At 62.5% G+C, this 25,030-nt stretch carries 25 protein-coding genes; 9 read left to right on the top strand and 16 right to left on the bottom strand.

Going from position 1 to position 25,030, the window contains the following annotated elements; translation table 11 throughout:
- Positions 1–135 precede the first annotated feature (135 nt).
- Complete coding sequence (locus D1820_RS05360; protein WP_118068123.1) at positions 136–870, top strand: DUF4167 domain-containing protein; 735 nt, start codon at positions 136–138, stop codon at positions 868–870.
- A 136-nt stretch (positions 871–1,006) separates the two neighbouring features.
- Here the strand turns inward: D1820_RS05360 and rsmA are convergent, their stop codons facing one another.
- The 6 genes from rsmA to lptF all read right to left on the bottom strand — a co-directional run bounded on the left by rsmA (position 1,007) and on the right by lptF (position 8,641).
- Positions 1,007–1,852, bottom strand: a complete 846-nt coding sequence (gene rsmA, locus D1820_RS05355) for a 16S rRNA (adenine(1518)-N(6)/adenine(1519)-N(6))-dimethyltransferase RsmA (protein WP_102896791.1) — start codon at positions 1,850–1,852, stop codon at positions 1,007–1,009.
- Positions 1,853–1,974: 122 nt separating this feature from the next.
- The gene (pdxA, locus tag D1820_RS05350; RefSeq protein ID WP_118068122.1) at positions 1,975–2,952 is read right to left on the bottom strand and encodes a 4-hydroxythreonine-4-phosphate dehydrogenase PdxA; all 978 of its coding nucleotides are present in this window, start codon (positions 2,950–2,952) and stop codon (positions 1,975–1,977) included.
- Positions 2,949–4,214, bottom strand: coding sequence for a peptidylprolyl isomerase (locus D1820_RS05345; protein ID WP_118068121.1), 1,266 nt, complete (start codon positions 4,212–4,214; stop codon positions 2,949–2,951). Before D1820_RS05345 ends, pdxA begins: the two co-directional genes overlap by 4 nt.
- Positions 4,199–6,406, bottom strand: a complete 2,208-nt coding sequence (locus tag D1820_RS05340; RefSeq protein ID WP_371311713.1) for an LPS-assembly protein LptD — start codon at positions 6,404–6,406, stop codon at positions 4,199–4,201. Before D1820_RS05340 ends, D1820_RS05345 begins: the two co-directional genes overlap by 16 nt.
- The gene (gene lptG, locus D1820_RS05335) at positions 6,390–7,493 is read right to left on the bottom strand and encodes an LPS export ABC transporter permease LptG (RefSeq protein WP_118068119.1); all 1,104 of its coding nucleotides are present in this window, start codon (positions 7,491–7,493) and stop codon (positions 6,390–6,392) included. The genes D1820_RS05340 and lptG overlap by 17 nt, the downstream gene beginning before the upstream one ends.
- Positions 7,490–8,641, bottom strand: a complete 1,152-nt coding sequence (gene lptF, locus D1820_RS05330) for an LPS export ABC transporter permease LptF (protein WP_118068118.1) — start codon at positions 8,639–8,641, stop codon at positions 7,490–7,492. Before lptF ends, lptG begins: the two co-directional genes overlap by 4 nt.
- 248 nt (positions 8,642–8,889) lie before the next feature.
- On the opposite strand from lptF, the gene D1820_RS05325 reads away from it, so the two are divergent.
- Positions 8,890–10,365, top strand: a complete 1,476-nt coding sequence (locus D1820_RS05325) for a leucyl aminopeptidase (RefSeq protein ID WP_118068117.1) — start codon at positions 8,890–8,892, stop codon at positions 10,363–10,365.
- 34 nt (positions 10,366–10,399) lie between these two features.
- The gene (locus tag D1820_RS05320) at positions 10,400–10,873 is read left to right on the top strand and encodes a DNA polymerase III subunit chi (RefSeq protein WP_118068116.1); all 474 of its coding nucleotides are present in this window, start codon (positions 10,400–10,402) and stop codon (positions 10,871–10,873) included.
- A 20-nt stretch (positions 10,874–10,893) separates the two neighbouring features.
- Here the strand turns inward: D1820_RS05320 and D1820_RS05315 are convergent, their stop codons facing one another.
- The 3 genes from D1820_RS05315 to D1820_RS05305 all read right to left on the bottom strand — a co-directional run bounded on the left by D1820_RS05315 (position 10,894) and on the right by D1820_RS05305 (position 14,016).
- Positions 10,894–11,475: a TIGR02281 family clan AA aspartic protease gene (locus tag D1820_RS05315; RefSeq protein WP_118068115.1), complete on the bottom strand. Its 582-nt coding sequence runs from the start codon at positions 11,473–11,475 to the stop codon at positions 10,894–10,896.
- Positions 11,476–11,542: 67 nt separating this feature from the next.
- Positions 11,543–12,163, bottom strand: a complete 621-nt coding sequence (locus D1820_RS05310; protein WP_024096902.1) for a MarC family protein — start codon at positions 12,161–12,163, stop codon at positions 11,543–11,545.
- Entirely contained in the window at positions 12,163–14,016 is a 1,854-nt protein-coding gene (locus D1820_RS05305; protein ID WP_040170744.1) for an ABC-F family ATP-binding cassette domain-containing protein, read from the bottom strand. Before D1820_RS05305 ends, D1820_RS05310 begins: the two co-directional genes overlap by 1 nt.
- Positions 14,017–14,259: 243 nt before the next feature.
- Between D1820_RS05305 and ndk the strand changes: the two genes are divergently transcribed.
- Positions 14,260–14,682, top strand: coding sequence for a nucleoside-diphosphate kinase (ndk, locus tag D1820_RS05300; protein ID WP_014874960.1), 423 nt, complete (start codon positions 14,260–14,262; stop codon positions 14,680–14,682).
- A 104-nt stretch (positions 14,683–14,786) separates the two neighbouring features.
- Here the strand turns inward: ndk and D1820_RS05295 are convergent, their stop codons facing one another.
- The 3 genes from D1820_RS05295 to D1820_RS05285 form a co-directional block, all read right to left on the bottom strand.
- Complete coding sequence (locus D1820_RS05295) at positions 14,787–15,311, bottom strand: DUF4112 domain-containing protein (protein WP_118068114.1); 525 nt, start codon at positions 15,309–15,311, stop codon at positions 14,787–14,789.
- Entirely contained in the window at positions 15,304–15,474 is a 171-nt protein-coding gene (locus D1820_RS05290) for a YqaE/Pmp3 family membrane protein (protein ID WP_118068113.1), read from the bottom strand. The genes D1820_RS05295 and D1820_RS05290 overlap by 8 nt, the downstream gene beginning before the upstream one ends.
- Before the next feature lie 69 nt (positions 15,475–15,543).
- A complete protein-coding gene (locus tag D1820_RS05285) occupies positions 15,544–15,873 on the bottom strand; it encodes a TfoX/Sxy family protein (RefSeq protein WP_118068112.1) in 330 nt (109 codons plus the stop codon).
- A 239-nt stretch (positions 15,874–16,112) separates the two neighbouring features.
- Here D1820_RS05285 and D1820_RS05280 point away from each other — a divergent pair, with 239 nt between their 5' ends.
- Entirely contained in the window at positions 16,113–17,465 is a 1,353-nt protein-coding gene (locus D1820_RS05280; RefSeq protein WP_118068111.1) for an alginate biosynthesis protein, read from the top strand.
- A 91-nt stretch (positions 17,466–17,556) separates the two neighbouring features.
- Here the strand turns inward: D1820_RS05280 and D1820_RS05275 are convergent, their stop codons facing one another.
- The 3 genes from D1820_RS05275 to D1820_RS05265 form a co-directional block, all read right to left on the bottom strand.
- Positions 17,557–19,311, bottom strand: coding sequence for a SulP family inorganic anion transporter (locus D1820_RS05275; protein WP_118068110.1), 1,755 nt, complete (start codon positions 19,309–19,311; stop codon positions 17,557–17,559).
- Positions 19,312–19,432: 121 nt separating this feature from the next.
- Complete coding sequence (locus D1820_RS05270; protein WP_102896804.1) at positions 19,433–19,645, bottom strand: DUF2892 domain-containing protein; 213 nt, start codon at positions 19,643–19,645, stop codon at positions 19,433–19,435.
- 106 nt (positions 19,646–19,751) lie between these two features.
- The gene (locus D1820_RS05265) at positions 19,752–20,429 is read right to left on the bottom strand and encodes a Crp/Fnr family transcriptional regulator (protein WP_371311712.1); all 678 of its coding nucleotides are present in this window, start codon (positions 20,427–20,429) and stop codon (positions 19,752–19,754) included.
- Between the two features lie 276 nt (positions 20,430–20,705).
- Here D1820_RS05265 and D1820_RS05260 point away from each other — a divergent pair, with 276 nt between their 5' ends.
- The 3 genes from D1820_RS05260 to D1820_RS19170 are packed head-to-tail and all read left to right on the top strand — an operon-like array spanning position 20,706 to position 23,316.
- Complete coding sequence (locus tag D1820_RS05260; RefSeq protein WP_118068108.1) at positions 20,706–22,130, top strand: cytochrome ubiquinol oxidase subunit I; 1,425 nt, start codon at positions 20,706–20,708, stop codon at positions 22,128–22,130.
- 14 nt (positions 22,131–22,144) lie between these two features.
- On the top strand, positions 22,145–23,149 hold the full coding sequence (gene cydB, locus D1820_RS05255) for a cytochrome d ubiquinol oxidase subunit II (protein ID WP_118068107.1): 1,005 nt from the start codon (positions 22,145–22,147) through the stop codon (positions 23,147–23,149).
- Positions 23,149–23,316, top strand: coding sequence for a DUF2474 family protein (locus D1820_RS19170; RefSeq protein ID WP_205521398.1), 168 nt, complete (start codon positions 23,149–23,151; stop codon positions 23,314–23,316). The genes cydB and D1820_RS19170 overlap by 1 nt, the downstream gene beginning before the upstream one ends.
- Before the next feature lie 143 nt (positions 23,317–23,459).
- Here D1820_RS19170 and D1820_RS05245 read toward each other — a convergent pair whose 3' ends face one another.
- Entirely contained in the window at positions 23,460–24,074 is a 615-nt protein-coding gene (locus D1820_RS05245; RefSeq protein ID WP_102896808.1) for a response regulator transcription factor, read from the bottom strand.
- A 302-nt stretch (positions 24,075–24,376) separates the two neighbouring features.
- On the opposite strand from D1820_RS05245, the gene D1820_RS05240 reads away from it, so the two are divergent.
- Complete coding sequence (locus D1820_RS05240) at positions 24,377–25,009, top strand: molybdopterin-dependent oxidoreductase (RefSeq protein WP_118068106.1); 633 nt, start codon at positions 24,377–24,379, stop codon at positions 25,007–25,009.
- Positions 25,010–25,030 lie beyond the last annotated feature (21 nt).

The following is a 25,030-nucleotide window of genomic DNA, read 5'->3' as shown; positions in this document are numbered from 1 at the left end:
TACTCAAAGAGGTCGCCTCCGGGCGAGGTCAAGAATACCTCCCGGCGACATCAAGCCCAAAATGGTCGATGATCCGGCGCAGAGGCGCGCCGATGTGGGTCCACGACAAATACAATCAAGGCTGACGTTAGGCATATGAGATCGTCCAAATCACGTTCGCGTTCCAAGTCGAACCGGAATCGCCCGCAAGGCGCAAATGTTGTCAACCGTGTGTTCGACAGCTCCGGCCCCGAAGGCAAGGTTCGCGGAACGCCGCAACAGATCATCGATAAATACAATCAACTGGCGCGCGATGCACAGTTGAGCAATGATCGTGTTGCCACCGAGAATTTTCAACAGCACGCCGAACACTACCTGCGCATGCTGAATGAGGCCCAACGCGAAATCGATGCGCGCCGCGAAGAGCAGGAGCGGCAGAACCGCGAGCGCCAGGCGGAGCGGGATCGCGAACGCGCAGAGCGGCTGGAGCGTCAGGAACGCGAGGCGGGCAGCCGCAGCGATGATCCGGCAGCAGCCCCTCAGCCGGAAGTGATGGACCCGCGCGACAGCAATGGTGACAGCGGTCTGGTAGAAACCCCCGAGAGCCGCGATCAGGCTGCAGGAGAGGGTGACAGCAAGCCGCCAAAGCCGCAGGCCCGCAAGCCGCGCAGCCGCAAGCCCAAGCCAGAGGGCAGCAAGGCTGATGGTGGCAAGGTTGAAGCCGGGAAGGCGGACGCCCCCAAAGGCGACGACACCGCCGCAGCTGCCAGTTCGGAGAGCGCGCCAGCAGACGCGGGCGAGGCTGCCCCGGCCCCGGAGCGCAAACCCGCGCCCCGTCGCAAGCCCAAGCCGAAACCCTCGGCCGAGGATGCGCCTGAGGCCGCAGAATAACGCAGCGCGAAATACCGTATTGCAATAGACAGACAAAAAACCCCGGCCTGATTACAGGCCGGGGTTTTTTATCTGTAATGACCACTAGGCCTGCTTGCTGCGCGTCGGTATCGCAGCCAGATCAACCTATGGCGACTTAGTCCAGAGGCTTCAGGCTGCGGGCCAAGGCGCAGAAGGCCTCCAGCCCGACCTGCTCGGCGCGCTCGGTTGGCGGAATGCCAACGGCCTTCAGGTGGTCCTCGATATCGGGGCTCACGCTCTTGAGGCTGGCGCGCAGCATCTTGCGGCGCTGGTTGAAGGCTGCGGCGACCACCTTGTTCAGGGTTCCGGCATCTGCTGGATAGCGCGGCGCCTCAAGCGCTTTCAGATGCACCACAGCGCTATGGACCTTGGGCGGCGGGCTGAACGCCTCGGGCGGCAGGGACAGCACAATGCGCGCATCGGCGCGCCACTGCGCCAGCAACGCCAGACGCCCATAGGCCTTGCTGCCGGGCTGCGCGACAATCCGCTCCGCGACCTCACGCTGGAACATCAGGGTGAGGCTCTGCCAGAACGGCGGCCAGGCCTTCGGCGTCAGCCAGCGCACCAGCAGCTCGGTGCCGACATTATAGGGCAGATTAGCGGCAATGCGGATCGGCGGCGTCAGATGGGTGAGGGGGTTCACCTCCAGCGCGTCGCCTTCGATCACCTGCAGCCGTCCGGGATAGGCATCGGAAATCTCCGCCAGCGCGGGGATGCAGCGGCTGTCCTTCTCCACCGCCAAGACGCGGCGCGCGCCCTCCGCCAGCAGGCCCCGTGTCAGACCGCCGGGGCCGGGGCCGATTTCCAGCACATCGCATTCGCTGAGATCACCGGCCTGCCGCGCGATTTTGGCGGTCAGGTTCAGATCCAGAAGAAAGTTCTGGCCCAGCGATTTGCGCGCCAGAAGCTGGTGAGTCTCGATCACCTCACGCAGGGGAGGAAGGGAGTCGATAGCGCTCATATCATCGGTACCTTGGGACGGGGCGCGAGGGACGCGCCATAGTTTTCATGCCTCCGGCGGGGATATTTCCGGCCAGAAGAAGTTTCAAGTGCCGGCGTTCAGTCGCTGGGCCGTGCGCTGGGTCAACTGCGCGCCATGGACTGCGCCAGCCGCAGCGCCTCAATCAGGCTGGAGGGGTTGGCGATGCCCTGACCGGCGATGTCGCAGGCGGTGCCGTGGTCCGGCGAGGTGCGAATGAAGGGCAGCCCCAGCGTAACATTGACGCCGCGATCAAAATCCAGCGTCTTGATCGGGATCAGCGCCTGATCATGATACATGCAGATCGCCGCGTCATAGCGGGCGCGGGCCGCCGCATGAAACATGGTGTCGGCGGGATGTGGCCCGGACAGCGTGTAGGCGCCGCCCTGCATATCGGCAATCAGCCCGCGCATCCAATCCAGCTCTTCACGGCCCATGGCGCCCTCTTCGCCGGCATGAGGGTTGAGACCTGCAATCGCAATTCTCGGGTGCGCCAGACCAAACTGGTCGCGCAGCCCCTGGGCGGTGATCTCAATCGTGGCCCGCAGACGCGCGGCGGTTAGGACCTTTGGCACCTCCGATAGGGCGATATGGATGGTTGCAGGTACCACCCGCAGCGCCGGACTGGCCAGCATCATGACCACATTCTGCACATTGCCGAGATGGGCGAGGAATTCCGTATGGCCGGGGAAGGGAAACTGCGCCCCATCCATCAGCGCCTTTTTGTGGATTGGTGCGGTACAAAGCGCGCTGGCCTTACCGGACTGCACCAGCGCGACACCGGTCTCGATGGCGCGGATGACGCCGGCGGCATTGTCGGGGTTGAGCTGTCCGGGCACGGCCGGTGCGGCAAAGTCGACCCGCAGCACGGGCATCGCGCTGGCGCTGACATCGGCGGCCTCAGCCGCTTGGTCGATCTCTTGCCAGTCGGTTCCCGTGGGCAGGTGGGCCGGATCCCCCAACCACAGGAACGGGCAGGTCTCGCGCAACTCCTGCCAGGCCTTCACCGCCAGTTCCGGGCCAATGCCCGCCGGTTCCCCACAGCTAAGCGCGATGGGCAAGGGGCGGGCAGGGCGGCTCATTCGTCGCTGATCCGTGCATCAGCTTTCAGCTGCTCCAGCAGGCTGTCAGCAAAGGCCCCGAGCCGTTGCTGGGTCAGCGCGTTGCCGACGCTTTCGCGGCTGGCTTCGGCGTTCACCGCAGCGGTGCGGCCACAGAGCATCAGCAGCATCAGGGTCTGACCATTGTTGCGGGTCAGCGCCAGCGAGGTCTCATTGGGATCCAGCTTGGCCAGCTCAATGGCGATATCCTGCGGGATCTCCGCCGGGGCCAGTGTTTCGCGGTCCAGCACAGAGGGATCCTGATCCTTGGCCACACCGTAGAGGTCGTCACAGGTGTCGACGGAGTTGATGACCTTGGTGCCTGCGGCCAGCGCCTCGGGGGTGCGGCCACCGGGCAGGTAATAGGCCGCATATTCGATGGCGGCATAACTTGGCGCCGCACCGGAGGTTTCGCGCAGATCGCGCAGCTGGAACAGCGCAACGGCCCCATCCAGCGGCAGCGGGGCGGTCACCTCACCCGGACGCAGGCCCAGAACCACCTGTTGCAACTGCGGTGGCAGATTGGTCAGCGGCATCCACGGCAGCCGACCACCGCTCTGCCGGGTGGCCGTTGCGGAATATTGCTGCGCCGCCTGCGAGAAGGCACCGGTGGTGGTGATCCGGCTCACCTGTTGGGCGATGTCTTCAACCTGGGCTGCGTTCTGGGCGTTGATCGGCATGATCAGCTCAGACAGAAGCACCTCAACCCCGCCAGAGCCGGACAGCCCCATGGCGCGGTCAATTTCTTCCTCGCTCGGGCGGGCCTGCGCCAGATAGCGGGCGGCGATATATTCGCGCCAGGCAATGCCAACGCGTGTGAAATCACGCAGGGTTTCAGGTGCCACGCCGTTCTGACCCAGCACATTCAGGAATTCCTGCAGGCTGAGATTGGCGCGCCCGGCCAGCTCAGTCATGCCTTCGACGATCTCTTCTTCTGTCGGTTCAATCCCCGCCTGGGCCAGCACATCCAGCTTCAGCCGATCAAGGATCAGATCTTCGCGGGCCTTTTTCTGCGGATCGCCCGGATCGCGCAGCAACGTCAGAAAGCGGGCGCGCTGCTGCAGCTCATAATTGGTGACCACGGCATCGTTTACCGTCACAGCCGGGGCAAACAACCCCTGCGCCGCCGCTGGCGCGGGGCCAAACATGACTGCCGTTGCCAAGGCAATGGCTGCTGCGCTCTGGGTTAGGCGCTGAACGAAAGGGGCCGCATCTTGGGGCCGGAAACTCAGGTGTTTTTGCATGATCGCCTGTACTTCTTGCTGCCGCTGTCCACGGAAAACCCGTTTAACGCGATGGTAAAGCCGAAATCCGTTGTCGGCTCAACACTTGTTGTCGATGTATAGCGCCGGTTGACCGAAAGATCGACCGTCACGCATTCATTGGAATAGACCAGTCCCAGCCCGGCGCGGGTGGCGCGGGCATCCGAGATGTCGTAGCGCAGACTGGCACTTGCGGTCCAGCCGGGGGTGACCTCATAGGCGCCGTCGAACCAGAGTTCGGAGACCTCTTCGGAGCGGCCTTCTGCGGGGTCAGTGCCCAGCCACATATAGGTGCCGGTGAGGCGGCTGCGGTCGGTCATCCAGTCGCCGCGCACCTCTGCCTTGGAGAAGTTGAGCGAGCCGTTGAGCAGCCCGCGCGTGGTGATCGCCAGATCGTCGTTCAGCTTCAGCTGCGCCGCCATCAACAGGTCGGATGAGGTGCCGCCAAGGCCGGAGCTTTTGGTGAACCGGCCGTCGTCGCTGTCACGAAACACCTGACCGATCGTGGCCGAGGCCTGCCAGCCACTGGGGGAGAACCGCGCCCAGTTCAGCCCGTAAACCACGGTCACCCCATCCTCGCGCGCATCCGTGGCTGGAAACCGCGACAGCTCCAGCAGGTTGCCGCGATCAAATTCGACAAAGTTACTCTCGTCGTTGGGCACGGCCGTATCGCCGGTATCGGTCCAGCCGATTTGCAGGATGGGTTCCAGATATTGCGTCGCGCCGGATTGTTCGCGCCGGGTCATCGGCAGGCGGAAGGTCAGCGCACTGCGCGGACTGAAGCGTGAGGTATTATTGGCAAATACGTCATCATCATAAACCGCGAAGGCATCCGCCGCAGCCCCCAGCGACCATTCCGCCACCAACCCGCTGCCAAAGCGCCAGCTGCGTTGCCAGTCCACATCAACGGTGGCGCGCCCTACATCGCGGCCGCCGGGATCAGTCAGAGTGCCCTTGATATCGGAGGTGCGGTTGTGACCATGGGTTTCCAGCGACAGCCGCAACTCGCCACCGATCCGGGTCGGAAAGAACCGCTTCTCATAGTAGAGATTGCCGATGGAGGAGGGGATCAGATCCTGATTTTCACTATCCCGCAAGGTCTTGTAGGAAATTGCGCTGGCGCGGAACAGGCTGTCGCGCTGTATTTTGGACACCACCACCTCGGAGCGCAGCCGGTCCAGATCCTGCAGGCCGTAGTCCACCAGATAGGCATCATCCGACACGGTTTTGAGGTCAAAGCGCAGCTTGAATTCATTGCGCAGATCAAATGTCCCCTCGGCAAAGACATAGCCGCGATCCTCGCCCCGGTACAGCTCGTCGCGGGTATAGGCGCCGTTGATCTCAATCTCACCGCGCCGGAAGGCCTGCCGATACCGCATATCCAGCGTCCGGGTGCGGGACGAAAGGTACGGCGATAGTGTCAGGTCGCGGTGGGGGCCGATGGTCAGGAAATACGGCACCTTCACCCCGGTGCCGAGGTTGGAGGTGGTGCGGATGGACGGGATCAGAAATCCGTTGGCGCGCTCCAACGTCGGATCCGGCAGGCGAATACCGGGAAAATAGAAGATCGGCGTGTCCAGCACCCGCAGCTGAGCGTTCTCAAGATAGAGCTGGCGTTCTTGCTGGTCGTGGGTGATCCGCTCGGCCCGGATCTGCCAGAGCGGCGGCCGCCCGTCGTTGCAGACATGGCAGGAAGTGACAGCGGTTTTGTAGAGCTGGGTATAGCGCCCGCCGACCCGTGTCATCTGCAAGGAGGCCAGTTGCAGCTGTTGCTGGAACACCATTCGCGCGCCGACAAGCAGACCGTTGCGCAGGTCGCGGTCCAGCTCAGCGGCATCCGCCAGAATAGTGATATCGCCGCCTTCGTCGATGCGAATGGGGCCCTCGATCTGCAAGGCGCCTTGCGTCTGGTCAAAGGTAATCTTTCGCGCTGTCAATCTGACATCGCCCTGAAACGCCTCGACATTGCCCTCTGCCACCAGGGTGCGGTCCGGGGTGATGAACAGCTGATCGGCCACAAGGATGGCCGGGGCCTCCGGTGATTGTGTGCTGGCAGCACCCGGTCGCGCATTCTGGGCGTGGGCCGCATCGGTGGCGGCCAGCTGGGTCACCGCCAGCCAGGGCAAAACCGTCGAGAGCAGCAGGGCGCGGCGCATGTTATCCGTCCTCGGCATGTAAAAGTAACCCCATCGTCAGCAGGATAGCGGCCACCGGCGGTGCCCAGCCGGCCAGCGCCACGGGGATCTGACCATTCTCCCCCAGGATCTGCGCGAAATTGCGCAGGAAATAAAGCCCAAAGCCCAACAGAACCGCCGTCAGCACCGCCAGCCCCGTGCCGCCAAACCGTGCGTGGCGCATGGTGAAGGCCGCGCCAACCAGCGCCATGGCGATCAGGAACAGGGGCCGCGCCAGTTCGACCTGCAACCAGACCTCATAGCGTTTGGTAGAAAACCCCGCCTCCGAAAGTTCGCGAATGGTGGCAGGCAGATCGTAGACTGAGATCCCCGTCGCGGTGCCCAGCGTATCGCGGATCCGTTCCGAGGTCAGCGTGGTCGACAGGCGCAGGGTGGAGTGACGTTCGGCATTGGTTTCCGGGTTCACCCCGACAATCAGCGGCCAGACCTTGGCCTTGGTCAGAACCCAGTCACCGCCATCCAGCGCGGCCTCTTCCGCCAGCGTCTGACGGATCGGGCGTCCTTCCGGTCCGTAGGACAGGATCGTCACATCATAGAGCGTGATATCTTCGGTATCGCCGCTATAGCCGGTTGCGTGAATGACGGATTGCCCCTGCGCGCCGCCCTGACGCAGCCACAGCCCCTCACCAGTGAGCGACAGCGCCGCCGGGCCGCCGTTGCGATAGGTCTCCGCCAAGTCGCGGTAGCGGTTGGAGGTCGCTGCCACGATCGGGTTCAGCGTGCTGACCGCCAGCACACCAATGAGAGCCGCCAACAGGACCGGCGCCGCCAGCGCCCGGATGCCGGAGCGGCCAATGGCGCGGGTCACCACCAATTCGCTGCTGCGGGCCAGCCCGATGAACAGCACAATGGTGGTGAGGATCATGATCAGCGGCAGAAACTCACTCAGCGCGGCGGGCGTGTTCAGCAATGTCAGGCCAAACAACTGGCCCAGCGACAGATCCTGCGCCTCGAACCGGCGGATCTGCTCGTTCAGGTCGATCAGCATCACAAGGGTTAACAAAACCCCGCAAATCACTGCAAACCATTGAAGAAACCGGCGCGCGTAATAGAAGTCGAGGGTCATGTCGCGCGCTCCCTGCGGCTTTGGCGGCTGTGACGGCCCCGCGCCAGGATCGGCCCCAGTGGCTTCGCCGCCAGTTGCAGGAAGACCAGCCCGACCAGCAGCCCGATCAGCGTTGGCAGGTAAATCAACGGCCAGAGATCCGCGTTCTGCAGCACCGGTTCCGACACCACGCCGCGCAGCCCCTCAACGAAGATCAGCAAGACAAAGGCCAGCAGGGCCTGCCGCCAGACCCCAAATCGCGAGAACCCGCCCAGCATCAGCGCCGCAAACCCGATCATCACAACCGCCACACAGACCAGCGCCCGCGCAAACCGAAGGTGCAGCTCCTCCGCTAGCGCCCCCGCACTATAGGGGCCATCGGTGATCAGCGTGGCCCGGTCGCGCAGCAATTCCAAGCTGGGGATCGCACGGATATTGCGGGTCTTTTCTTCAGCTTTGTTGGCAAGGCTGCTGATATCATAGGAGAAATCGGAGAATATGGTGGAGGAGAGCCGCTGCGTTTCCGCATTGATACGCTGTGACATGCCATCGACCATCACCAGATGGGTTTTCTCACCGTCGCGCACCAGATAGGCTTTGCCACCGGTGTAGGTCACACTTTCGGCGGGGTTGCGGCGGTCCGACAGAAACACATCGTTCAGCGTGCCATCAGGATCAATCCGCCCGATATAGAATGTCACGCCCCGCGCCGGATGCAGGAAATCGCCCTCACTCAGCAGCTTGGCAGTCACATTGCGGGCAACCTCAGATTCGCGTTGCTCCAGCGTCGCAATGGACGCCGGCAACAGCACATGGGTGAGGATCGACATCATCGCAGCCGTGATGAGGCCAAAGACCAGCGCCGGTTTGGCCATCTGCCAGGGGCTGGTGCCGGTGGCGCGCAGCACGGTCAGCTCGCTCTCGCTATTGAGCCGGTTGGTCACCCAGACTGAGGCGGCGAAGGCCGCAACCGGCAGCACCATACGCACCAGATTCGGCAGCGCCAGCGCGGTGAATTCGAGGAAAACCAGCGCCGACTGCCCGTCACCGATCAACCGGTCAAACAGCACCACAGAGCGGTTGATCCAGAACACGGCCACCAGAATCAAGGCAAAGAACCCAAAAAACAGCAGGTATTGGGACAGCACATATCTGTCGTATCGTGACACGCGATCCCCCCAGATCCTACTGCCCTTGTTTTGAAGTGACCTTAGAGGATTTCATTGCCGGGGAAAACTGCATTCTGAACGCGCGCGACAGTCAGCCGGTGGCGGTCTGATATGCGGCGGCTTCCACGCCATCTGTGCCGGGCGCGGCGCTAAAATATATCTGACCCTAGTCATCGCCGCACAGGCAGGCTACCTGTTGGGCATTGAGGAATTGACCCTGAGAATTGACCCTGACAGGAGCCCCGAATATGCGTCCGCTGACCCCCACACGTTTTGTCGAATTTGATCCCAAGACCCTCTCCGATATCGAGGGCCGCGTGGTGGTTCAGATCACCCCCGAAGGGACATTGGGGCAGGCTGCGCGCACGGCCAATCGGCTGACCAAAGGCGCGCTGGCGCGTCTGGTCGAGGCCAAGAGCTTTGAGAAGGCCAAATCCGGCGATGTCATCTCGCTGGCCTGGCCCGCAGGCATGAAGGCCGAGGCGCTGGACATCCTTGTGACCCCGCGCCGGATCAGCACCATCGAGGCGCGCAAGGCCGGGGCCAAACTGGCCGCCCGCAGCGGCGGCAAGCCGGTGACAGTGATGGCAGGCTCCATGCCGCGCGCCGCAGATCTGGCGCTGGGAATGGCACTGCGCGACTACCGTTTTGACGATCACAAAACCGCCGACAAGGATCCGTCCGAGGCAGAAGTGGTCATCGCCCATAAATCCCCCGCCGATATCGAGGCGAGCTATGGCCCGCTGGCAGCCGTGGCCGAGGGCGTGCACATGACCCGTGATCTGGTCAACGAGCCTGCAAACGTGCTGACCACAACAGAATTTGCCGATCGTCTTGCCGAGATGGAGAGCCTCGGGCTCAAGGTTGAGGTACTGGAAGAGGCCCAGCTGGAAGAGCTGGGCATGCGGACGCTGCTCTCGGTCGGGCAGGGCTCGGACAGCCCCTCCAAGGTGGTTGTGATGCAGTGGAACGGCGGCGACGACGATGCCGCCCCGCTGGCGCTGGTCGGCAAGGGCGTTGTCTTTGACACCGGTGGCATCTCGCTGAAGCCTGCGGCGGGCATGGAAGATATGACCATGGATATGGGCGGCGCCGGCGTCGTTGCAGGCACCATGCGCGCCTTGGCCCTGCGCAAGGCGAAGGCCAATGTGGTTGGCCTTGTCGGATTGGTGGAAAACATGCCGTCGGGCAACGCGACCCGTCCGGGTGATGTCATCAAATCCATGAAGGGCGACACGGTTGAGGTGATCAACACCGACGCCGAGGGCCGCTTGGTGCTCTGCGATGTGATGTGGTACGCGCAGGAGCGGTTCAAACCGGCCGGGATGATCGACCTCGCCACCCTGACCGGTGCGATCATCATTGGTCTCGGCCATGAAAACGCCGGTGTGTTCTCCAACGATGATGCGCTCTGCAATGCCTTCCTCAAGGCTGCCGAGGCTGAGGGCGAGGGCGCATGGCGCCTGCCGCTGGGCAAGGCCTATGATGATCTGCTGAAATCGCGCATCGCGGATATGAAGAACATCGGTGGCCGCGCCGCTGGGTCCATCACCGCAGCCCAGTTCCTGCAACGGTTTGTGCAGGACGACACCCCCTGGATCCATCTCGATATCGCCGGTGTGGCCTCGGTCAAAAGTGATACCGATTATGCGCCCAAAGGCGCCACCGGCTGGGGCGTCATGGCGCTGAGCCGTCTGGTTCAGAACATGTTCGAAGCGGAGTGAAACAGGCAGCGTGGGGCAGGCAGAGACGTAAACCATGGGTGCGGCCTATTTCTATCATCTGACCCGGCGGTCTCTTGAGGAGACGCTGCCGGTGCTGCTTGAGAAGGCGCTTGGCGCCGGCTGGCGCATTGTCGTGCGCGGCGTGGACCTGCCGCGGGTCACGCGGCTGGACGAACGGCTGTGGCTGGGGGCGGAGGATCAGTTCCTCCCCCACGGCCTGGTCGGCGGCCCCCATGACGCGCTTCAGCCTGTCCTGCTCAGCCATGAGACCACGCCGGTGCCCGGCACCAGCTGCCTGATGGCGGTGGATGGGGCCGAGGTCGCGGCGGAGGAGGTCACCGCATTGGAGCGCGTCTGCATCCTCTTTGACGGCACCAACCCCGACGCGGTCGCCCGCGCGCGGGTGCAGTGGAAATCCCTCACCGATGCGGGCTGTTCCGCACAATATTGGTCCGAAGAGAGCGGGCGCTGGGAGAAAAAGGCCGAGAAAACAGCGGGCGGCGATTAAGGCGCAGGTTGGCCCCAACCTCAGCGGGTTAGGATCAGCGATCCGTTGCGGATCTCGATACTCGACCAGCGTTGCAGGTAATCCATCCCCAAGAGCGACTGATCCATCTGCCCCTCATTGACCGAGAGGGTGATATTGCGGTCCGTGATGCCGCCCAGTGACATGCTCTCAACCTTGGCCAATGCGGTGCGCACCTCGCCATTGGCGGTCCGTGCGCGTCCCAGATAGGCCAGATCATCAGGGTTCAGGCCAACCCGTCGGGCGTCTTCCTCGTTCAGCACCACGGCGCTGGCGCCGGTATCGACCAGAAACTGCACCGGCACATCGTTCACATCCACGGTCAGGTAATAATGCCCGTCGCGGGCGCGCGGCACATCCACACGGCCCGCGTCGCGCATCACCACCTGCTGCGGCTGAACGGTGCTGCGGATATCTTCCCAGAGGCCATAGCCCGCAATCACCCCAAGAAAGATGAACGCCCAGATCGCCAGCTGCTGCACGGTCTTGCCCAGCCCCTGCCGGTTCTGCACGAACACCCAGGAGCCAACGGCCACCAGAAGCAGAAGCAGATAAATCAGCCGTGGGGTGTCGATTGCGTCCAATGTCTGTCTCCTAAGGGGTAGTCGCGTCCCTATTCAATATGGGGAGCATTCGGCCACTTGCGAGGGGTCAGCCCCCGGCAAAGCCAAAGGCGCGCAGACCGTCCAGAACAAACTGCACTGACAGCGCCGCCAGCAGCATCCCCAACAGGCGGGTGACGACAGTAATGCCGGTCTTGCCCAAAAGCCGCTCAAACAGACCGGAGAACAGGCACATGACCAGCAGGATACCCAGCACCGCAAACACGACGCCCATCACCATGGCAAACCCGGCAAACCCCGGCTGCTGCCCGGTCAGCAGGATCACCGTCGCGATGGAGCCGGGGCCGGCAATCAGCGGGATCGCCAGCGGAAAGACAGAAGGATCGTCGAAATCATCTTCCTCGCTGCGGTCCTCGCGCCGCTTGTTGCGGCGTTCAAACAGCATGTCGAGGGCGGTCAGGAACAGCAAGACGCCACCCGCGATACGAAAGGCGGCCATGGAGATCCCGGCAAATCCCAGCACCGCCTCGCCAAAGGCAGCGAATACCGCCAGCAAGATCGCCGCCGTCACAGTAGAGCGCAGGGCAATCGCCCGGCGCTGCGCTGGTGTCATGCCTTGCGTCAGCGCCAGAAAGATGGGGGTCAGGCCAATCGGATCCACGATCACAAAAAGGGTGACAAAAGAAGTGATCAGAAAGGCCGTATCCATCACAGCGCCTCCGCTTTCTCAAGCTTCTCCACCGCCTTCAGCCACAGATCCTCTGCCCGGTCCTGCGCTTCCATCACTTCGGCGTATTTGCGTTGCCAGACCACGGCCTCATCCTTGCGCTCTTCGTCATAGAGGGCCGGATCGGCCAGCTTCTTGGCCAGCTTGTCCCGCATTTCACTGACCTTCTCCAGCCGTGCCTCACCTTTGCGGACTTCGGCGCGCAAGGCAAGAAGCGCGTCGCGCGAGGGGCGTTTGGGCTTTTCGGCTTTGGTCTTGGATTTACCCGCCGGTTTGTCGCGTGTCAGCAGCAGATCACGGTAGGAGGGCAGATCCCCCTCATAGGGTTTCACCGTGCCGCCGGAAACCAGCCACAACCGATCGGCCACAAGGCTGAGGAGGTGCATATCGTGGCTGACCAGAATGACCGCACCGGAATAAGCGGTCAGCGCCTCCACCAGCGCCTCGCGGCTTTCAATATCCAGGTGGTTGGTCGGCTCATCGAGGATCAACAGATGCGGCGCGGGCAGGGTGGCCAGCAGCAGCGACAGACGCGCCTTTTGCCCACCAGAAAGCCGCCCGACCTCTGTATCCGCCTGATCCGACCCAAGACCAAAGCCCGCAAGCCGCGCGCGCAGCCGGGCCTGTCCCTCATTCGGGCGCTCGCGTTGCAGATGCTGCAAGGGGGTTTCGTCAATATGCAGCTCATCCACCTGATGCTGAGCAAAAAAACCGATCCGCAGCTTGCTGGATTGGGTCATCTTGCCGGTCATCACATCCAGACGGCCCGACAGCATTTTGGACAGGGTCGATTTGCCCTCACCGTTTTTGCCCAGAAGCGCAATCCGGTCGTCCTGATCGATGCGCAGGTCCAAGCGGCTCAGGATTGTGGTGCCGTCATAGCCGACTGATGCGCCCTCGGTGGCGATGATCGGCGGCGACAGCTCTTCCGGTTCGGGGAAGGTGAAGACCGTGCGCGCCGCATCTTCGGGGGCGCGGATGGTTTCCATCTTCTCCAGCATCTTCACGCGACTCTGGGCCTGTTTGGCCTTGCTCGCCTTGGCTTTGAACCGGTCCACAAAGGCCTGAAGATGCGCGCGGCGGGCGTCTTGCTTCTTGGCCTGTGCGGCCTGATTGGCGCGGTTTGCGGCGCGCTGACGGGCAAACTGATCGTAGTTGCCGGAATAAAACGTCAGCCCGAGGTCTTCCAGATGCAGGATCCCGTTCACGGAGCGGTTCAGCAACTCGCGATCATGGCTGATAATGATCACGGTGTGCGGGTATTTGACCAGATAGGCCTCCAGCCACAGCGCGCCTTCCAGGTCCAGATAGTTGGTCGGCTCATCGAGCAGCAGCAGATCCGGCTGCGAAAACAGCACCGCTGCCAGCGCCACCCGCATCCGCCAGCCACCGGAGAAATCCGAACAGGGGCGCTGCTGCGCCTCATAGTCAAACCCCAGACCCTTCAGGATCGAGGCTGCGCGCGCCTCCGCCGACCAGGCATCGATATCGCTGAGCCGCGTCTGAATTTCGGCGATGCGGTTTGGATCCTGTGCCGTCTCCGCCTCCGCCAGCAGTTCCGCCCGCTCGGTGTCGGCTGCCAGAACCGTCTCGATCAGCGACACATCCGAGGCCGGGGCCTCCTGTGCGACGCCCCCAATGCGTGAGCGACTGGGCAGGGAGATGCTGCCGGATTCCAGCGACAACTCATTGCGGATGAGGCGAAAGAGGGTGGTTTTGCCGGTGCCATTGCGGCCCACCAAACCGACCTTATGGCCTGTGGGGATCGTGGCGCTGGCGCCATCGAAGAGAAGACGGCCTTCGACCGCATAGGAGATATCGCTGATACGTAACATAGGGGCGGTGTGGCCCAGGGACCCGGTGCTGTCAATTGGCCTCAGGACGTCTGACGGGTCAAAGCGCGCCGCGATGCGCGCGATCGGGCATATATGTCGCGACTTTGGCCAACTGATGGTCCCGACCGGGCAGGGGGAGTGCAACAACCCCCTTCCCATGAGGCGCAAGCCATGTTAGGCGGCGCGCGAAGTTTCCGGCCCCGGGAGGTCCTTTCCGCGGCCCAATATGCAGGAGTATGCCTAATGGCTCTGGAACGTACCTTTTCGATCATCAAACCCGATGCAACCCGTCGCAACCTGACCGGCAAAATCAACGCCAAGTTCGAAGACGCAGGTCTGCGCATCGTCGCACAAAAGCGCATCCACCTGACCAAAGCGCAAGCGGGTGAGTTCTACGCAGTGCACGCCGAGCGTCCGTTCTACGACGAACTCTGCGAATTCATGGCATCCGCGCCGATCGTTGCGCAGGTTCTGGAAGGCGAAAACGCCATCGCGAAAAACCGCGAAGTCATGGGCGCCACCAACCCGGCCGACGCTGCTGCCGGCACCATCCGCGCTGAGTTCGCTGAATCCGTTGGCGAAAACTCCGTCCACGGTTCCGACGCACCGGAAACCGCAGCGGTTGAGATCGCGTATTTCTTCTCCGGTCTGGAGCTGGTCGGCTAAGCCACCGCTGTTTCAGTATGTGAGCAAGACTAAAGGCCGCGCCGGAGCATCCGGGGCGGCCTTTCTCATGACGCGCCTTTCGGCGCGACCATCCGTGATATCGATCAACTGTGACGCAGACGTGCTTCGCCCGCACCGGTCGTCGATACTTTGCTACCGCGACTGTGCAGGCGTTGCGGCAGGTTACGGGCGGCCTTCAATGTCTTGCGGGTTGGGGCGTTGATATGGTCGAACCCCCTGCGGGCCAGCCGTTTGGCCAAAGGCTCGCCCGCCATCGTCTTTTTTTCAAGATGCCGCCTCAGGATGGCAACGTTGCGCAGATTGGCTTTCCAACCGACGTCGAACAGATCACCCACCAGGGGGATTGTGCCGATCACCGCATCAACGCCAATGTTACCGACCATCCGCGCCAACGTCCCGGTTGAGGCCCCCATCCGGTAGCCGGACAGCACGATGTATCCCGCAGGCGCCAGCGCCATCGCGTCGCCAACGCCCGGCACCAGGCCCAGGATGCTGTCCCAGCCAACCCGCGCGCCCAGGACAGGCACGCGGAAGGCGCGGTCCATGCCATGCGCCAGCCGCTCAAGCGACTGCAAGCGCTCCTCATGCGGGGTTTCGATATTAGGCATGCTGGGGTTCCCGTGCGATCACCCAGACGGCGTGAACGATACCGGGGATATAGCCCAGCAGCGTCAGAAGAATGTTGAACCAGAAATGCTTGCCCAGACCAACCTGCAAAAAGACACCCAGCGGCGGCAGAATAACGGCGGCGATAATGCGAATAAGATCCATGATAGCTCTCCCAATTGCGTGGTTGCTGTTACAGATACAACTCGCGCAGCTTGGGAATGGTTCCACGCCTCACCGCCGCTCGATCACCCCGATCTCATTGAGCGCACGCTCGAATTCCGATCTGCGGTCATCAAAGCTGCCTGCCTTCAGCGCATCAAACCGTTTGCGCAGGGCCGCTTTCTCCGCGCCTTTGCAATCATTCCAGGGCCGCCCCTGAAGGGCCATCACCAAGACGTAGTAGCCGATGAAATGCGGCCGGTTGCCCGCCTCCAACAGTCGGGTATAGGCCGCATCTGCCCCCAGCGCGCGCAGCGCCTCGGCAGAGGGGATGCCCGCCTTGGTACAGGCCGCCTCAAACGCGGGGCCAAGATTGCGGATGGAGGAAACAGGTGTGGACATACCGGGAACATATCCGCCGGGCGCGCCGCTGTCACGATGGGATTTTAGGGAAATTTGAACTATTTCTATGATGAATTGCACAGAGCTCGAACGCTAAGGTTGTACCGGCGCTATCCTTTTTCGCGCCCGGAAACACCCACTGGATAGAAGATCGTGATTGCTGAATTCCCTAATGTGAGATCAACACGCCCGCTCTGGGTCATCCCAGAACCGCCAGGATACGCCGAAAGGACTGCAGCATGATCTTTCCCATTGTTCTCGCCGGAGCCACAGATGCCGATATCGCCAGCAGCGCGGATACGGTGCCGATGCATTTTGAAGAGGCCGCCGGTATTCAGAGCCGCTATCAAACCGTCTTGTCGGCTGTTGCCGCGCCAGAATTTCATGCGCCGACGGTGCTGAGCAGCGACAGCTTCGCTGCGGTGGCCCGCACCCAGTTGGAGGCCGCAGGCCTCTCGGGCCGGTTGCTGCTGGAACCCGGCGCCACCAAAACTGCCGCAGGGGTGATCGCGGCGCTGCACAGCCTGCGCGCACCGGCTGACAGTCTGGTTCTGATCTTGCCTGCGGATCAGGATTTTGATGACTCCAATCAGCTTCAGGATGCTTTGGCGCAGGGGGTTCAGGCGGCACAGCAGGGTGATATTGTGATGCTGGGGGTGCAGACGGATCGCGCCTGCCGCAGCCATGGCTATATCGAGTGTGCGCAGCGCCTCACGGCGGAGACCGCAACCCCGGTGAGCACGTTCCTCGACCAGCGCAGCCCGGCCTTTGATGGCTGGCGTGAACAGCCGGCCGCAAAACTCTGGAACACCGGCATTTATCTTGCCCGGCTGGACACGTTGCTGGCCGCTTACAAGAAACACGCCGCCCGGATCCTGATGCCCGGCAAAACGGCGGTGGCCCGCGGCCATCAGGTTGACGACATCCTGACGCTGGATCCTGAGAACTATCGCCTCGCCCGTGGCAGCTCCTTTGAAAACGCGGTCCTGCGCCATCTCGATGGTCTTTCGGTTGTCGAACTGGATGCAGGCTGGGATGAACTTGATGCTTGGCAGGTTGAGCCTGAGGTGGCCAGCGATGCCGAGTGGGAGGCCTGGCTGTCCGGCAGCGTCTCGGGCGAGGCGGGCTGGTGCAAGACCCTGCCGCATAGCCGCAGGACGCCTGCCGAACGACCCGCCGCCACAATGCGCGAGAGCAGCGACGCAGCGACGTTGGCCAGCTGGTATAGCGATCAGCTGCGCGACGGGGGCAGCCCCGCCGCTGCCAGCCAAAGCAGCACTGAAACTTGGGGCCACAGCGAGACCCTCGATATGGGCGCGCAGCACATTGTCAAACATCTGACTGTGCTGCCAGGGCAAAGCCTGCCGCTTTCGGTGGCAACGCTCGGCACCCATTGGCGGGTGGTCGAAGGATCCGCGATGATCTCCTCGCAGGAACGGGTGCAGATGATCTGGCGGGATCAAAGCCTGACCAGCGGTGGTGAAATCCAGCGGATCGACAATATCGGCATCCGCCCGCTGCACCTGATCGAAGTGGCGCCGACCCGCAGCATCCGGATGGCAAAACGCAGGGTCCTGTCGGGCGTCGCCTAGGGGGGCAGCCGGATCACCGACAGACGCCACACCTGAAACACCACGGGCCGCAGTATCTTGCGGCCCGGTTTGCGTTTGGCCGGGACTGCGCCTAGTCCCTGAGGGACGGCGCGGAGAGACGTGTCTCGCCTCCAGCAGGCCGCAAGGCCTCCACCGCGTCGTGCTGGCTCAGGAAGACCTTGCCGGTGAGGTGATCCAACAGCGCCCCGCGCCGCAGCCGGTCCATCACCGGCCCCTTCACCTCCGACAGATGCAGCGTCACGCCCATCTCGCTCAGCCGGTGCATGATCTCCTCCAGCGAGTCCAGCGCGCTGAGGTCGATGTCATTGATCGCAGCGCAGTGCAGCACAACATGATCAATCTGCGGATCATCCGCCACCCGCCGGTGAATGCAGTCTTCCAGAAACCGCGCATTGGCAAAAAACAGGCTCTCATCGACGCGCAGGGTCAGCAGGCCGGGGTAGGTCTCCACCTCATGGCGCAGGATATTGCGGAAGTGTTCGGTGCCCGGCACCCGACCCACTTCGGCGATATGCGGGCGGGAGGACTTATAAAGATGCAGCCCTATCGACAGCACCACACCGGCGGAAACACCCGCCTCGACCCCCATTAACAGCGTCAGCGCGATGGTGGCCAGAACGGCGGCGAAATCTGCCTTTGAATAGTCCCAGCTCTTACGCAGGATAGAGAAATCCACCAACCCCAAGACGGCGGTGATGATGGTCGCGGCAAGGGTCGCCTTGGGCAGAAAATAAATCAACGGTGTCAGGGCCACGGCGGCAATCGCCAGCCCGACCGCTGTAAAGGCACCCGCTGCCGGGGTTTCCGCTCCGGCGTCAAAATTCACCACCGACCGGGAAAACCCGCCAGTCACCGGAAACCCGCCGGTGAAGGCCGCGCCGAGATTGGCGGCGCCCAGACCGATCAGTTCCTGATCCGGCTCGATCCGCTGGCGCCGTTTCGCAGCAAGGGTCTGAGCCACGGAAATCGATTCCACAAATCCAATGACGGAAATCAGCACCGCAGGCAGCAGCAGCTGCGCCAGCAGATCCTGTGACAGATCTGGCAGGGTGAGGGGCGGCAGCGCCTGCGGCACCGCGCCGACAATCTTCACGCCGCTCTGCGCCAGCCCCAGTCCCCAGACCGCCAGCGTGGTCACGACAACCGCTGCAACCGGTCCGGCCTTGGTCAGAAAACCGGCCATGCGCGTCCCGACCCCGAGCCGACGCAGGGCCGGGTTCAGCCCGCGCCGCACCCAGAACAGAAACGCGGTTGCGCCACCGCCGATCAGCGCAGTTGGCCAGTTGAGCTGCGGCAGATGCTCCAGCAGCGACAGGAGCAATTCAGGCAGGGTGTGACCATCCGCATGGATCCCCAGCAGATGCTTGATCTGACTGGTGGCGATCAGCACGCCAGAGGCTGTGATAAATCCGGCAATCACCGGATGCGACAGGAAATTCGCAAGAAACCCCAGCCGTAGCAGCCCCATCGCCAATAAGATCGTCCCCGACAGCGCGGCCAGCGACAGGGCCGCAACCGCGTAGCCCATGCTGCCCTGTGCGGCGATCTCACTCAGGCTCGCGGCCGTCATCAGGGAGACCACGGCGACGGGTCCCACCGCCAATGCGCGGCTGGTGCCAAACACCGCATAAAGCAGGATCGGCACGATTGACGCATATAACCCGGCCTCAGGCGGCAAACCCGCCAGCAAGGCATAGGCCAGCGACTGCGGGATCAGCATAATGGTGACAATCACCGCCGCGATCAGGTCATTGGTCAGGGTCAGGCGGTCATACTCCCGCCCCCAGGTCAACAGCGGGACATAGCGGGTCAGGAGAGAGGGCATTCAGGTCTTTCTTTGCGTGTAACAAGCCGTCTTGCAGCGGGGCGTGTCTTAATCCGGCGCAGCACCTTGAACGACAGCGCGGCGCCGTGGTCAAGCGACCAGCCGGACAACAGGACCGGGATCAAAGCTTGCAGCTGCGCAGGCCCAGAAGCGTGTAGACCGGACAGCTGCGGGTCAGCGCCACCAGTAGCATCACCGCCCCGACAACCACCGACAACACCGTGGCCCAGGTTGCGGCAAAAATGGCAAATCCGCTGACAAAGGGCGCGGCAATGAGGGCCAGGCCCAGCATCAGGCGCATTGTCCGGTCTAGGGTGCCGACGTTTCTGGTCATCTTATCTACTCCTTGGCGATATCTTCTCGCCAGAAACCGCAGATAGCCCCGCTCTGTCTGTGACAAAGTCACCCTGACGCAAAACTATCACCAAAACCGGCGCGCCTCAGCGTCCGGCCAGCTGCCGCAGGGCCTCGCGGTTCACTATGGCAACACTGCCACGCGCCAGCTGCACCCAGCCGCGGCGCTGAAACTCCTGCATCTGGCGCGACACCACCTCGCGGGCGGTGCCCAGATCCACGGCCAGTTGCTGATGGGTCACCGCCAGGTGATCATCTGCTCCGGCCAGATCCAAAAGCCCCTGCGCCAGCCGCACGTCAACGCGCTGAAACGCGACCTCGTCAATTACGAGAAACAAATCGGTGATCCGCTTTGAGAAGGCCGAAAAGACAAAACTGCGGAACTCTGCCGAGGTGGCGACCAGCGCGTCAAACACCGACCGGGGCAGGGCTGCGGCGGCCACATCTGTCTCGGCAATGCCTTCTGCCGCGTAGTCTTCATAGGCGAGCAGGCAGGCGGTGGTCAGCACACAGCTTTCGCCCGCGTTGATCCGGTACAGAAGGATCTCGCGCCCACTTTCAGAGACCTGCTGCACCCGAACCGTGCCGGCCAAGAGGAACAGCATGTTTTCGGGCGACTTGCCGGGACCGAAAATCACCGCGCCCTTTGGGACCTTCACCAACGCGGCCTCCGCGAGGATATGCGCCTTGGTCTTCGCATCCAGCCTGGCCAATCCGGCGAAACGATCAATCCAGAGGGGCTCTGCCGGGGTCATAACTGTCATTCCGTTCCTGCCTGCGCCATTCTGCCACCTTCACCTCACCCCGAGGGGTCGCTGTTGCCCCAAGCCCTTGAAACAGGCTGTGCAACGGCATTCTCAGGAAATAGCATAAATGGGTGCGGTTCGGAAAACCTGAGACCTGTCGCCGCGCTGCGGCTTTCTGCCACCTGCAATTCTGCGCTTCGGTATTAGCTTTGTCACAAGAAGAAGGCCGCGCCACCACAGTTCGCACTCCTAACCGGTCAGGGGCGGCACCGAGTTCTAGGAAAGAGACCAGATATGTTTGATGGCCTGACAGCCGAGACACTGGCACGTATGCAATTTGCGTTCACCGTCTCGTTTCACATCATCTTCCCGGCATTCTCCATCGGTTTGGCCAGCTATCTGGCCGTGCTGAACGCGCAGTGGCTGCGCACCCGGGATGAAACCTACTACACCCTGTTTGAATACTGGAAAAAGATCTTCGCAGTCGCCTTTGGCATGGGGGTCGTCTCCGGCATCGTGATGTCCTACCAGTTTGGCACCAATTGGTCGGTGTTCTCGGACAAGACCGGTCCGGTGCTGGGGCCGTTGATGGCCTATGAGGTGCTGTCTGCGTTTTTCCTTGAGGCTGGGTTCCTCGGCATCATGCTGTTTGGCCGTGCCCGCGTAGGGGATCGGCTGCATATGTTCGCCACCGCCATGGTGGCCTTTGGCACGTTGATGTCGGCGACATGGATCCTCAGCGTGAACAGCTGGATGCAGACCCCCGCAGGCTACAGCATCAATGAGGTCGGTCAGTTTGTGCCGGAGGATTGGTGGCAGATCGTCTTTAACCCGTCCTTCCCCTACCGGTTGGTGCATATGGTTCTGGCGGCGTTCCTGACCACCGCGCTGGTGGTGGGCGGCGTCGGTGCCTTGCATTTGCTGCGTGACAAAACCGATGTGGCAGCCCGGCGGATGTTTTCCATGGCGATGTGGATGCTGATCGTGGTCGCCCCGCTCCAGATCTTTGCCGGTGATATGCACGGGCTGAACACGCTGGAGCACCAACCGGCCAAGGTGATGGCAATGGAAGGTCACTATGACAGCCACCCCGAGGGCGCCCCGCTGATCCTGTTTGGCCTGCCGAATGCCGAAACAAAAACAATCGACTACGCCATTGAGATCCCCAAACTCTCAAGCCTGATCCTGAAACATGATCTGAACGCGCCGCTGGCCGGGCTGGACACGATCCCCGACGAGGATGAACCACCGGTGGCCATCGTGTTCTGGAGCTTCCGGGTGATGGTTGGTCTTGGGTTTGCGATGGCGGGTCTTGGGCTCTGGTCGCTCTGGGGGCGTCTGCGTGGGCAGCTCTATGACAGTCGCTGGCTGCACCGCGCCTCGATTGCGATGGGGCCAATGGGGTTCGTTGCGGTTCTGGCCGGTTGGATCACCACCGAGGTCGGGCGCCAGCCGTTTACGGTCTATGGTCTGCTGCGCACCTCCGACAGTCTGGCGCCGGTGTCCGCACCTGCGGTCGCGGCCTCGCTGACGGCGTTTGTGATTGTCTATTTCTTCATCTTCGGGGCCGGAACCTTCTACATCCTGCGGATGATGAACAAGGCACCGGCGACCCGCAACCTTGGTCTGCGTGACGGGCCGGTGCGGGCGGCGGGCATCACCCCGGCGCAGCAGGTCGACCCTGACATCACCGATGATCCCACACCGCAAGGCAACTGACAGAGGTCCTTACTATGTTGTTTGATCTATCCTTCATCTGGGCCGGGATCATCGCCTTTGCGGTGCTGACCTATGTTGTCCTCGACGGGTTCGACCTTGGCGTCGGCATCCTGTTCCCCTTCGCCACCTCCGAGCGCGACCGTGCCACCATGATGAACTCCATCGCGCCGGTCTGGGACGGCAATGAGACCTGGCTGGTCCTTGGCGGCGGCGGGCTGTTTGCGGTCTTTCCGCTCGCCTATGCGGTGATCATGCCAGCACTCTATATGCCCATCACTCTGATGCTGCTGGCGCTGGTGTTTCGCGGTGTGGCCTTTGAATACCGCTGGCGCACCACCCGCTGGCGCGGCGTCTGGGACAGCGCGTTCTTCGGCGGTTCCGTGGTGGCCGCCACCATGCAGGGCATCGCGCTGGGCGCGTTGGTGCAGGGGATCGAGATCGAGGGCCGCGCCTACGCAGGCGGCTGGTGGGACTGGCTGACGCCGTTCTCGGTCCTCACCGGGTTGGCGGTGCTGACGGGCTATGCGCTGCTGGGCGCGACCTGGCTCAATATGAAGACCGAGGGTGAGCTGCAAGGCCAGATGCGCGGCTACGCCCGTTGGCTTGCGGCGGCGACGCTGGCTGCAATCGGGCTGGTCAGCCTGCTGACGCCGTTTCAGGATCCGGAGTATTTCCGCCGCTGGTTTAACCTGCCCGGCAGCCTGTTCAGCCTATTGGTGCCAGGACTGATCGCGCTGTGCAGCTACGCGCTGTTTCAGGGGCTGAAGGGCACGCGGGATGCGCAGCCATTCCTCGCCGCACTTGGGCTGTTTGTTCTCAGCTTCATCGGGATCGGTATCAGTTTCTACCCGTTCATCGTACCACCGGGCCTGACCATCGCAGAGGCTGCCGCGCCGGATGAAAGCCTGATGTTCACATTGGTCGGCGCCGCGGTGCTGGTGCCGCTGATCCTGGGCTATACCGCTTATGCCTATTGGGTGTTTCGCGGCAAAATCAATCCGGACGAAGGCTACCACTGATGCAGGGAAAACCCGTGAAACCCCGTCGTGAGCGCCAGTCCCCCCAGCCGGAACCGGGTGCGCGGCGCCCCATGGGGCGGCTGTTGTGGTTCGCGACGATCTGGATTGCCAGCGTCGCGGCACTGGGCTGCGTGGCCTATGTCATCCGCTGGGCGGTGGTTCCCTGATTTCGGCAGCCGGAGCGGGTTCATACGCCTATCATCCGCGCCGGACGGTATATTCACGATAAAAAAGCGCACTCAGCCACCGGCTGGGCGCGCTTTCATGATTGAAGCGACTGTTACCAGATATGGTAGAGGCCGGCTGGCGGCTAAAAAAGGCCCGCCTCCTTGGCCGTCAGCGCGGCTTGGGTGCGGTTCTTGGCCTCAAGCTTGCGGCAGAGCGTGCGGACATGCAGCTTGATCGTGACCTCCTGCAACTCCAGCTCGCGGGCGATTTCCTTGTTCGACAGACCGCGGCACAACCCGTCCAGCACCTCAATTTCGCGCGGGCTCAGCTTGTCAGCGAGCGGATGGACAGGCGCCTCTGCCTCCTTGCGCATCAGCTCAACCGGGACGTAGATTTCCCCGGCGCTCATGAACCGGACGGCATTCAGAAGCGACTGCGCGCCCATGGTTTTCGGGATGAAGCCGATGGCCCCGGCATCCAACGCCTCCTGCGCGGTGCGGCTGGGCGCACTGCCGGAGATGATCGCAACGCCCTTGCCACCATTGGCCTTCAACGCGGTGCCCAACCCGGCCAGCCCCTGCATGCCAGGCATATTGTAATCCAGCAGGACCAGATCATAAGGCCCGTTCTCTTCAATTTCGCTCAGCGCGCCGGGCAGATCGATGGTCGAGGTCACGGCGGCACCGCCTTCTGATTTCAGATAGGCGGATATTGTTTCGCGAACCATGTCGTGATCGTCCGCCAAAAGAATACGCATGTAAGCTCCTGCTAGGTACCGGCTTTGTTGTTAGGATAACCGTAATTTGGTTGATAAAATGTCAATCGCCCCTGATCTGGGACGCCATGGGTTTTGGCCGTGGGTGTGGCGGCGGTTCGGGCGGCGGTCGGGGCAGCGGCTGGGGCAAGGGGGTCAAATCCGCCACTCCAAACCCGTAAGCCAGCTCCTATTTTGCCCTTCTGCGGGCGCAACCGCACGTAAAATCGTCCTCAGGTGGCAAAAAATCGCAGTTCTGGTTACGAATCCTATACCAAAGAATAGCAGTCTATCCGCAGGAACAGATGCCCGGCGCGGTGGTTTGTGACAGGTTGGGACCAGATCAGGGATGTGCAGCACCGCAGGGACACCACTTCGACCCGCCGGGATGCACGGGCAAAAGGATAGACGCTATGAAACACTGGCACCTTCACATCGCGGCATTGTTTGCAGTCGTTACAGTGCTTTGCGGTCTGCCATCCGGCGCCGTGCAGGCGTCCCAATCGGATGCGGCCGTGCTGACAGTGGCCATCAAACCTGCCAATGGCGGCGACATGCAGCGGCATGAATTCTCCATGGAGGAGCTGCGCAGCCTGCCGGTGGCCCAATTTGATACCCGGACCATCTGGACCTCGGGGGAGCAGGCCTTCACCGGGGTGAGCCTGGCCGCCCTGCTGGCCCATGTCGGCGTCGCCGAGGGGCAGTCGGGGGTCGTCGTGGCCCGGGCGATCAATGACTACGCCGTCGAAATTCCCGTCTCTGACGCCACCAATGGCGGCCCGATGGTCGCCTATGAGCGCAACGGGTCGTCCATGTCGGTGCGCGACAAGGGGCCTTTGTGGATTGTCTATCCTTATGATAGCGACCCCACATATCGTACAGAGGCGGTTTATTCCCGCAGCATCTGGCAGCTTGAGGAGATCACAGTAGGCCAATGACCGGCACAGACAGAGGCCCTT

The sequence above is a fragment of the Phaeobacter sp. LSS9 genome (assembly GCF_003443595.1).
Taxonomy (GTDB): domain Bacteria; phylum Pseudomonadota; class Alphaproteobacteria; order Rhodobacterales; family Rhodobacteraceae; genus Phaeobacter; species Phaeobacter piscinae.
The sequence above is the reverse complement of the archived record's forward strand: the minus strand, read 5'-3'. Positions and strand labels throughout refer to the sequence as shown.